Genomic DNA, 3,405 nt, shown 5'->3' on the forward strand with positions numbered 1-3,405 from the left:
TTATACCAATTGACTTAATTCTCTAATCAATTTGAATGGTGAAATAGCATAATAGCTTCGTTAAAAATTTCTCATTTAGAACAACTAAATAGCAAAATTTTCGTCTTGCCTACATGGATGTAGGTACCTTGGCGATAGCAGGACGCGGTAGCGGTGTTATCGACAAGATTTTCTCGCCTCAAAATAGATCACTTAATTAAGTGAATTGGTATTACGCGTAAACAGAAACGCCAATCATACTTTTTATCTCATCTCGTCTTGCTTCCGTTGCAATTGCTTTGTATTCACTAATTGCCTGTCCAGTACGAAAGCTAGGGCGGTCGTAGATAGTCGAACGTTGCTGCGATTGGAACTGCTCCACCAACGCAATGCCCTTTTCACTGGTTTTGATCTGTGCGGTATTGAGCTTCGCCGTATTTCCGTCTTCAATAGCAGGGCTCACGGCCTTTTTAGGCTGTGGCTTTACTTGATATGTACCTGCTTGTTGAATGATTGAATTTAGTTTCACGGTTTAGCTCAATAAATACGAAGTGCTTGTATAAAAATACGCCTTTATTCTCGACCTGGCAACTTTTTCCACGTCACAGTATCCCTCACATATTGCGGCTGGGCGTCAGCGGCACCCACAGATAAGCCTTGTGTGAAACTATCGTCGGCTATAAACAGCATGTAATAAGCGTCTGGTAACGTTATATTGTCAATGATTTCGCAGTCAAGCTGTGTAGCAAGCTCTGAGAATGCTTGCCATCCTGTACCAACACCTGCCGCGCCACTCGATGTAAAGTCGATATTTTCAGGCTTAATAACTGTTTCTTCGGTGCTTGGTTGAATAACACCACAAGTTTCGCCGTTGTATTGGCATAAGTAGATTTCACCCATTCGTGCATCTATTGCCGACACTACACTGGACTTGCCTGCTTCCATGTATGCCTGTTGCGCCATCGCCTGCAAAGTTGAAACACCAACCAACTTAAGACCTGAAGAATATGCTAAGCCTTGCGCAACTGCTGTACTTATTCTCACCCCCGTAAAGCTGCCAGGCCCACGTCCAAATACAATGCCATCAAGCTCACTAAGGGTGATATCGGCTTCGCGTAAGATACGTTCAACTAAGGGAAGTATCTTTTGACTATGCTGCTGTGGGCAAACCTCGAAGTGGCGAATAAACTTGCCTTCATAGTGCAATGCAATACTGAGTGCTTCGGTGGAGGCGTCTATGGCCAACAGGTTATTTTTCATTTTTATCAATATTCTCTAAAAATCGAATTGCCTTATTTAAGTCTCTCGTGCGAGACATATCAGGCAAACTACTTAAAAACGTCTGGCCGTATTTTCTCGTAACTAAGCGATTATCGCAAATAATCAGTACACCTTTATCGTTAGCATCACGAATTAATCGCCCAACCCCCTGTTTCAGCGCGATTACAGCTTGGGGGAGTTGTATTGCATCAAAGGGTTCTAATCCACGCATTTCAGCGTCACGCATACGAGCTTGCAACAAAGGGTCATCTGGTGAAGCAAATGGGAGCTTATCAATGACAACACAACTCAAAGTGTCACCTCTCACATCCACGCCCTCCCAAAACGAGGCTGTACCAAGTAGTACGGCGTTTCCGTGCCGAATAAATTGTTCTAGAATTATCCGTTTAGATGCTTGCCCTTGCATAAAAATGGGATATTGCAGCGCCGTATTCAGCCCTTCGTACACTAAATGCATCGCGCGATAACTGGTAAAGAGTAAAAATGTACGCCCTTTTGCCGCTTCAATCACTTGCTTTGCAAGCTTTACCAGCGCATGTGGCATTAGGTCGTCACGGGTTTCTGGTAGATAGCGTGGCAGACATAACAAGGCTTGCTGCTTATAGTCAAATGGGCTCTCAACAATAAATTGTGAGGTCGGTTTGAGCCCTAAGCTACGACTAAAGTGCTCAAGGGAATTATCAACGGATAAGGTGGCGGAGGTAAATACAAAGCTTGCCTCAGTGTTTTGGACAATTTGTGCGAACTTACTTGATACATCAAGCGGCGTGATATGAATAGATAAAAAGCGTCTTGTGGTTTCGAACCAGTAACTAAATCCAGTTTGACTGGTATCAAAGGCACGTTCAAACTGGCTTTTAAAGGTCATGACCTTTTCAAATGGGTGTTCTATTTTTTCACTTCTATCAAGACAAAGTTTGAGTACTTTATAGAGAAAGTCTAAGTTAGCTATCACTCGATGCATGGCATCGCAAATCGGTTTATTCGCCAGCGCTTCACGCCAATCACCGCGAGCACCATCGCCACCGAATACTAAACGCAAATCGGCGACACTGGTTTCCAATTTATTGAGTGTTTTACCAAGTTGTAACATATCTGGAATATCAGAGCGGTAGATCACCCTTAAGTCGTTAATAAGCGCCTGCAAAGCTTTAGTGCTGATAGTTTCACCAAAATAGTCACTGGCAATTTCCGGTAATTGATGTGCTTCATCGAAGATATAGCTATCTGCGGTTGGCATTAGCTCCGCAAAGCCTAAATCTTTTACCGCCATATCGGCAAAAAATAAATGATGGTTGATCACTACTACATCGGCATCGACCGCTTTTAATCTTGCCTTTCGGATATAACAGTCTTCGTAGTCTGGGCACTCTTTCCCTAAACAGTTATCTGCAGTTGAGGTAACGTAGGGTAATACCTTTGCGTCTTCTTCGATACCAACACAGTCAGCTAAGTCCCCACTGTGTGTTTCAGAAGCGAACTTTGCAACCATGGCAAGTTGATGCATAACATCTGGATCGTCAGTAGGTACATGGCTTAAATGCTGTGACAAGCGATAAGGGCAAAGGTAATTGGCCCTACCCTTTAACAAAGTGACTTTTTTCCCACTGCTAAGCACCTTTTTTAGGGTCGGTACGTCACGGTGGAATAATTGCTCCTGCAACGCTTTGGAGCCGGTTGAGACGATGACTTTACCTTTAGACTGAAAAGCAGGAATGAGATAAGCAAATGTTTTACCCGTCCCTGTTCCTGCTTCGGCGATGCATTGTCCACCATTTTGTATGGTTTCTTCTACCGCGATAGCCATATCAATTTGGGGCTGCCTTGGTTGGTAGCCCGGGAAATGCTGGGCTAAAGGCCCCGTAGAAGAGAAAGTCGTAGATACAGCCAAAGTAATGTAGTTTACAAACAGACAGGTCGCGAAATTGTATGTGGCTGAGCATCAAATCGCAACCGCTGTTTGGCAATAACTGAGAGTGGATACCAATTGAATTAATTCTCTAATCAATTTGAAGGGTGAAATAGCATATTAGCTTCGTTAAAAACTTTTCATTTAGAACAACTAAATAGCAAAATTTTTGCCTAGCTACTAAAGCTATTTCCCCGCTTCAAGATAGATCAATTACTTAATACATCTGGTATAAT

3 protein-coding genes are annotated in these 3,405 nt (G+C 43.1%); all 3 read right to left on the reverse strand.

Annotated elements, in window-relative coordinates; translation table 11 throughout:
- Positions 1-211 precede the first annotated feature (211 nt).
- From CWC03_RS22775 to yoaA, 3 genes are read right to left on the reverse strand one after another with little or no spacing between them, the layout of a single operon-like run.
- A complete protein-coding gene (locus tag CWC03_RS22775) occupies positions 212-508 on the reverse strand; it encodes a hypothetical protein (RefSeq protein ID WP_138583788.1) in 297 nt (98 codons plus the stop codon).
- Positions 509-552: 44 nt separating this feature from the next.
- Positions 553-1,239 carry a tRNA (adenosine(37)-N6)-threonylcarbamoyltransferase complex dimerization subunit type 1 TsaB gene (tsaB, locus tag CWC03_RS22780; RefSeq protein ID WP_138583789.1) on the reverse strand — a complete coding sequence of 229 codons (687 nt, stop codon included), beginning with the start codon at positions 1,237-1,239 and terminating at the stop codon, positions 553-555.
- Positions 1,229-3,157 (reverse strand): DNA repair helicase YoaA, encoded by a 1,929-nt coding sequence (gene yoaA, locus CWC03_RS22785; RefSeq protein ID WP_502705380.1) that lies wholly within the window; start codon positions 3,155-3,157, stop codon positions 1,229-1,231. Before yoaA ends, tsaB begins: the two co-directional genes overlap by 11 nt.
- Positions 3,158-3,405 lie beyond the last annotated feature (248 nt).

The organism is Pseudoalteromonas sp. S2755 (genome assembly GCF_005886535.1).
In the GTDB taxonomy this organism is placed as follows: domain Bacteria; phylum Pseudomonadota; class Gammaproteobacteria; order Enterobacterales; family Alteromonadaceae; genus Pseudoalteromonas.

Coding starts and splice junctions, on each gene's coding strand:
- tsaB (WP_138583789.1), bottom strand. CDS start 1,239: ATGAAAAATAACCTGTTGGCCATAGACGCCTCCACCGAAGCACTCAGT.